The organism is Streptomyces sp. NPDC088194, from assembly GCF_040702025.1.
In the GTDB taxonomy this organism is placed as follows: Bacteria; Actinomycetota; Actinomycetes; order Streptomycetales; family Streptomycetaceae; genus Actinacidiphila.
Genome location: NZ_JBFBIV010000188.1, coordinates 1 through 6,309, shown reverse-complemented (window position 1 = coordinate 6,309; position 6,309 = coordinate 1). Strand labels below are relative to the sequence as shown.

Genomic DNA, 6,309 nt, shown 5'->3' with positions numbered 1-6,309 from the left:
ACGCGCGGGGGCGCGCCCGGCCTCAGCACCGGGCCCGGCAGCACGACCAGGCGGGGGCGGGGGCGGACGGGCTGCGCATGCCCCGCGCGGCGCGCGGGGCCGCGCTCGCCGCCGTACTGGCTCTCGCGGTGGCCACCGCCGGCTCCGACCACGGTGTCCCCCACCGAGGCAACGCCGGCCACAGCACCGCGCACGCCCACCCGTCGTCGGACGACGACTGAGGCGCTCGCCGCGGCCAGTAGGGCGATGACGACCGGTATGACGTGTACGACCGGTTTGGTGACGGTGTGTGCGATGACCGAGCCCGGGCCGCGCGCGACGGGATCAGTACCCGGGAAGCGGCGCCACAACGGATTGCGTCGATGCGGATCGGTCGGGGCATGGAAACGCCCGGTCGCTGGCGACGGGGGATGCACCAGCGACCGGGCTGCTCAAACGGTAACAAGACTTCGGCTGTTAGCAAATTCCCCGTTCGGGGGAGCTGCCCCATGACCCGGTGTTTCCAAGGCAGTTGTGATCGGAATCACTGAACGACCGCTTGGTCGGGACCCTTGCGGCGGACGCGCGTTCGACCTCGTTCGCCCGGTGTTCGGCGGCCGGCGTCGGTCAGCGTCGGTCAGGGGCGGCCGGCAGCGGCCAGCGGCGGCCCGCGGGGTGGCCGCCGACCGCCGACGGCCCTCAGCTCAGCGTGATCTGACGGTTGGTGAAGCCGCTGCGCGCCCTGCGCTCCTCCGCGGTCAGCGGACCGGTACGGGCCAGCGTCTCGGTCAGCCGCTCCTCGAAGGCCGCGGCGGGCTTCTCCACCTCTTCCGCGGACATGCCGACCGGCAGGTCCCACACCGGGACCATCAGACCGTGCGCCCGGAAGGACCCGACCAGCCGGGTGCCCTCGCCGAGCCCGGAGGCTCCGGCGGCGTGCAGCCGCGCGAGCGCGTCGAGCAGGCCCTCCTCCGGGTGCGGCATGACCCAGCGCAGGTGGTTCTTCTCCGGCGTCTCGCACCAGTACGCGGCGTCCACGCCCGTCAGCCGGACCGTGGGGATCGCCGCCTGGTTCGCCCGCTCCAGCGACGCGGCCACCTCGCCGCCGGCCGCGTTCGCGTCCTCCAGCCAGAACTCGAAGCCGCTGTGCACCTCGGGCTCGAACGGCACGGACAGGTCGAGCAGGTCCTGCAACCGCGGTCCGTCCGGTGCGGGACGGCGGCCCTCCACCGGGTTGCCGGGCGCCGCGTCGAGCGCGCGGGTCAGGGTGTCCGCCAGGTCGCGGCTGATGTCACCGCTCGACGCGTCGTTCTGCAGGCCGAGCAGCACGGCGCCGGTGTCGCGGCGCAGCGCCGGCCAGGCCATCGGCAGCACGGTGCCGAGGGTCACCGACGGCACGCCCGCGGGCAGTTCGCCCTTGAGGGTGAGCGGCACGGTCGCGGCCGGCACCAGCTCGCGCAGCGCCACCCAGTCGCACTCCCCCGGCAGGCCCTCGAACGGACGGCGGACCAGCTCGGTGACGGCGTGCGCCGCCTCCCGGCCGTGGCACGCCTTGTACCGCCGCCCCGAACCGCACGGGCACGGTTCGCGCGCGCCGACGACAGGAACGGCATCGCCTGCCGCCGCCTGCTGGTTCCTGGACTTGGTGGCGGTCGCGCGCTTCTTGGCCATGCTCGGTGTCTCCCGGCCTCTCCCGGTACGGCGTTCTTCCGGCCTGCGAGCCTAGCGGTCGCCGGGCCCCGCCCCGGCCGCAACGGACCTCGCGCCGCGCACGGGCATGCTCCGTTCGGCACGCGTACGCGCGAGGCCGTACGAACCCGGGCGACCTCGCGTGCCTCGTACGAGCGGGTCGGCGGGAGGGAGTCGGTAGCCGTACGGCCGGCGGGAGGAGGGAACCGGCCACCGAACCGTGCGTGGACCTGCCACCGGACCGGTCACGGAACAGACCACCGGACCGGCCACCGAACCTTCGGCTATCCCAGGTCGTCCAGGGACTCGGCGAGGTCGAGCGGGAGGCCGAGGGGGACGCCCAGGGGGAGGCCGATGCCGGTGCCCATCGAGTCGTCGCGGCGGGCGTGCCTGCCGCGGACCGGCAGCAGCGCCCAGACCGTCACCTCGCCCGGCGCGTCGCGCACGCCCCAGCGCAGGGCGAGGCTGCCGACGATGCCCAGGCCGCGGCCGCCGTGTGCGGTCAGCGAGGGGCTCGACGGGCGCGGCCGGGTCGGGCCGCCGCCGTCGGTGACCTCCAGGACGAGGACGCCGCCGGCGTCCACCGACCAGGCCGCTCGTATGCCGCTGCGCTGCTCGGGGGTGTCCGCGCGGTCCGCACGGTCGGTGTGGGCGGCGCGGACCGGATGGTGTGCGGGCGTCTGCGCGCCCACCCGGCCCTCCGGTGTCCGCGGGTCGCCGCCGAATCCGCTGATTCCGTTGACACCGATCCCGCCGGCATCCGCGATCCCGGCGATCCCGCCGGCATCCGCGATCCCGGCGATCCCGTCGGAGCCGTCGAGTCCGATGTCGTCCAGCGGACGGGCGTGCCGGCAGGAGTTGCTGATGAGCTCCGAGAGGATCAGGACCGCGTCGTCCACGACCGGGTCCGGCACTCCTCGCGCGTACAGGTCGGCACGCAGTCTGCGTCTGGCGTCCGCGACGCCCGTCGGACCATGGGGCAGGGCCATGGTCGTGGACGTCGGCACCTCTTGCGCCACCATCAACGACACCCCCGAGACCTCCTTGTTCACCCCACGCCACAGGGTGGATGCCCCTTGGCACTCGAGCGGAAACAGGCCAAGCGCGATCTTTTACGGCACACTGACGGCTGATATGGAACACGTCCATGCCCAACGCACGATCCGGCGCGTGGCGTAACGATTCAGCCCGTGAGGCGTGCGCCTCGCGTGCGGCGGCGGCGGAAGCCCCGCCTGCGACACGGCGAAGGCGGTGGTGGCGGTGGTGCCGGAGGAGACGGCCGCAGGCCCGCGCGGAGCCGTGGCCGGGGGTGGGGCGTCAGCCGGGGCTGCGGGGGCTGCGGGGGCTGCGGGGGCTGCGGGGGCCGCGGGGGTCGGCTCGGCCGCCGCCGGGCGGTCAGCGGCCGAGCTGGGCCAGCACCCTGCGCGGGCGGTTGGTGATGATCGCGTCGACGCCCAGCCGCGCGCACAGCTCGACGTCCTCGGGGCGGTCCACGGTCCAGACGTGTACCTGGTGGCCGGCGCGGTGCAGGCGCGCCACGTAGCCGGGGTTGGCGCGGACGATCCGCATGCTCGGCCCTGCGGTGCCCACGCCCGCCGGCAGCCGCCCGTCGCGGTGCCGCGGGGAGACGTACTGCATCAGGTAGACCGTCGGCAGCGCGGGCGAGGCGAGGCGGACCCGGCGCAGCGAGCGGGCGGAGAAACTCATCACCCGCACCTGGGAGGGCGCGCCGGGCGCCGGGCGGTCCAGGCCGAACCGGCCCAGCAGCTCCAGCAGCCGTTCTTCCACCTGTCCGGCCCAGCGGGTCGGGTGCTTCGTCTCGATGGCCAGCTCGACCCTGCGGTCGGTGTCGGCGACCAGTTCCAGCAGCCGCTGGAGGGTCAGCACCCGGCTGCGCTCGCCCGGGTCGTCCGGGCCGGTGCCGAGCCGGTCCTGGGCGAACCGCTCCGGCGCCTCGTGGTCGGCGTTCTGGCCCTTCCAGGAGCCGAAGTCGAGCGCCGCGAGGTCGGCCAGCTCCATCGACGACACGGCGCCGCGGCCGTTGGACGTGCGATTCACCCGCCAGTCGTGCACGCACACCAGCTCGCCGTCGGCGGTCAGCCGGACGTCGCATTCGAGCGCGTCCGCACCGTCCTCGATAGCCTTCCGGTACGCGGCGAGCGTATGTTCTGGTACGTCCTCGGAGGCGCCCCGATGGGCGACGACCTGGACCGGCCGTCCCTCCGGGTACGGCTCCGGGGCCACGCGCGCAAACGTCACCGGGCCATGGTGCCACCGTGCGGCCGGCGGCCACGCACCGTACGGCGGCCACGCACCGTACGGCGGCCGGCCGCGCCGCCAGGCGTACGGGTCCGGGTGCGGGCTCCGTACGGCGGGCTCGTCAGTGCCGTAGGGCGGATGCCGTACGGCGGGTCGCAGGCTCCGTACCGCAGGCCGCGGGCTCCGTGCGGCGGACCCGCGCATGGCGCACAGCTACCCCTTACGGCGGTCCGACACGCCGTAGGAAATGCTATGGGCACGACGTGATCCGTCCCCTTGTCTTCTGTCGTTCGTCATGACCCTGAGGAGAAATGCTGTGAGCACCGAGAACGAGGCCGGGTCGTCCGTACCGGCTGCGGAGTCGGCGGCCGCGCCCGACGGTGCCCCGGCTGCCCACGTTCCGCCGGCCCCCTCCGCGCCGCCCGCCGCCCCGGCCCCCGCCGACCAGGTGCCGTCGCAGGCACAGGAGGCGGATGTCGAGCCGGGCCGGGCCGCGAGCCCCGACGCCTCCTCCTCCACTGGACCCGCCCCCGAGGCGGTGCCGACGCAGGCGCCCCCGCCGGTCGGTCCGCCGTCGCCGTACGGCCCGCCGCCGAGCGCGCTGGCCGGTGGCGGCCAGGCCCCGTCGCCGTACGACGCACCGAAGACGGGTGCGCCGTCGTACGAGGCACCTCAGGCACCGCAGGGCCCGCACGCACCCCAGGCCCCGCAGGCGCAGGCACCTCAGCACCAGCCGCAGCCGCCTCAGCCGCAGTACCCGCAGCCGCCGGCCGCTCCGGCGCCCGCTTACGGCGCTGCCGCGCCGGCGTACGGCGCTGCGCAGGGCGGCCAGCCCGGGCAGCCGGGTCAGCCCGGTCCGCAGGGGCCTGAGCACCAGGGTGGCCAGGAGCCCGGTGCCCAGCAGCCCAATCCGGTGCACGACCCGTACGCGGTGCCGTCCACCCCCTCGTACGCCACTCCGCAGCCCGGCGCGGGTGGCCCCGGCTCCCCCGGCGGCCCGGTGTGGGGCACCCCGATGCCTCCCGGCTCGCCGTCCGGCGACGGGCGTGGCAAGCGCCGCATCGGCAGCATGGTCGCCGCGGTCCTGGTCGCCGCTCTGGTGGCCGGCGGGGTCGGCGGCGGCATCGGCTACTACGCCGCCAAGCACAACGACGACTCCGGCTCCACCACCATCTCCGCCGCCAGCAGCAGCAAGGCGCTCAACCGCGCCCCCACCTCGGTGGCCGGCATCGCCAGCAAGACGCTGCCCAGCGTCGTCACCATCAAGGCGCAGAACAGCCAGGAGAGCGACACCGGCACCGGCTTCGTCTTCGACAAGCAGGGCCACATCCTCACCAACAACCACGTGGTCGCCCCGGGCGCCGACAGCGGCAAGCTCACCGTCACCTTCTCCAACGGCAAGACCTACGACGCCTCGATCGTCGGCCGCGCCCAGGGGTACGACGTCGCCGTCATCAAGCTGAAGAACCCGGGCGCCGTCAAGCTCACCCCGCTCCCGCTCGGCAACTCCGACAACGCCGCCGTCGGCGACGCCACCATCGCGGTCGGCGCGCCCTACGGCCTGTCCGGCACCGTCACCACCGGCATCGTCTCCGCCGTCCACCGCCCGGTCGCCTCCAGCGACGGCGAGGGCAGCAGCGCCTCCTACATGAGCGCCATCCAGACCGACGCCTCCATCAACCCGGGCAACTCCGGCGGCCCCCTGCTCAACGCCAACGGCGCCGTCATCGGCATCAACTCCGCCATCCAGCCCGGCGGCACCTCATCCCCCGGCAGCCAGGGCGGCAGTGTCGGCCTCGGCTTCGCCATCCCGATCAACCAGGCCAAGCGGGTCGCCACTCAGCTGATCAAGACCGGCCAGCCGGTCTACCCCGTCATCGGGGTCACCCTCAACACCCAGTACGACGGCGACGGCGCCCAGATCTCCACGGATTCCAACTCCGCGATCACCCCCAACGGCCCCGGCCAGAAGGCGGGCCTCAAGCCCGGCGACGTGATCACCAAGTTCGACGACACCCTCGTCGACAGCGGTGAGACCCTGATCGGCGAGATCTGGCAGCACGAGCCCGGCGACCAGGTCACCCTGACCTACACCCGGGACGGCTCCACCCACACCACCACTCTCACGCTCGGCCACCGCACCGGAGACAGCAACAGCTGACCCACCCCACCCCCGCCCGACGACCCGATACGCTGTCCCCCACGGCGCCCCCGCCCCCGGGGACACCCGTGGAGGCTTGCCCGAGCGGCCGAAGGGAACGGTCTTGAAAACCGTCGTGGCAGCGATGTCACCGTGGGTTCAAATCCCACAGCCTCCGCAGAGGTAGTGAACGTGCAGGTGGCATCAGCAGGCTGTTGCCGGTGCCGGTGGTGTCGAAGTAC

5 protein-coding genes and 1 tRNA gene are annotated in these 6,309 nt (G+C 74.1%); 3 read left to right on the top strand and 3 right to left on the bottom strand.

Going from position 1 to position 6,309, the window contains the following annotated elements; translation table 11 throughout:
* Positions 1-221: hypothetical protein (locus AB0399_RS40145; protein ID WP_366414651.1), on the top strand; the 221-nt coding region annotated here is incomplete at its 5' end.
* A gap of 457 nt (positions 222-678) precedes the next feature.
* Here the strand turns inward: AB0399_RS40145 and AB0399_RS40140 are convergent.
* The 3 genes from AB0399_RS40140 to AB0399_RS40130 all read right to left on the bottom strand — a co-directional run bounded on the left by AB0399_RS40140 (position 679) and on the right by AB0399_RS40130 (position 3,927).
* Positions 679-1,650 carry a DUF5926 family protein gene (locus tag AB0399_RS40140; protein WP_366414650.1) on the bottom strand — a complete coding sequence of 324 codons (972 nt, stop codon included), beginning with the start codon at positions 1,648-1,650 and terminating at the stop codon, positions 679-681.
* A 302-nt stretch (positions 1,651-1,952) separates the two neighbouring features.
* Positions 1,953-2,720 carry an ATP-binding protein gene (locus AB0399_RS40135; RefSeq protein ID WP_366414649.1) on the bottom strand — a complete coding sequence of 256 codons (768 nt, stop codon included), beginning with the start codon at positions 2,718-2,720 and terminating at the stop codon, positions 1,953-1,955.
* Between the two features lie 343 nt (positions 2,721-3,063).
* Positions 3,064-3,927, bottom strand: a complete 864-nt coding sequence (locus AB0399_RS40130; protein WP_329367111.1) for a glycerophosphodiester phosphodiesterase — start codon at positions 3,925-3,927, stop codon at positions 3,064-3,066.
* A gap of 316 nt (positions 3,928-4,243) precedes the next feature.
* Between AB0399_RS40130 and AB0399_RS40125 the strand changes: the two genes are divergently transcribed.
* Together AB0399_RS40125 and AB0399_RS40120 are read left to right on the top strand one after the other, a co-directional pair.
* Positions 4,244-6,088 carry a trypsin-like peptidase domain-containing protein gene (locus AB0399_RS40125; RefSeq protein ID WP_366414648.1) on the top strand — a complete coding sequence of 615 codons (1,845 nt, stop codon included), beginning with the start codon at positions 4,244-4,246 and terminating at the stop codon, positions 6,086-6,088.
* A gap of 70 nt (positions 6,089-6,158) precedes the next feature.
* Positions 6,159-6,245, top strand: a tRNA-Ser gene (locus AB0399_RS40120).
* Positions 6,246-6,309 lie beyond the last annotated feature (64 nt).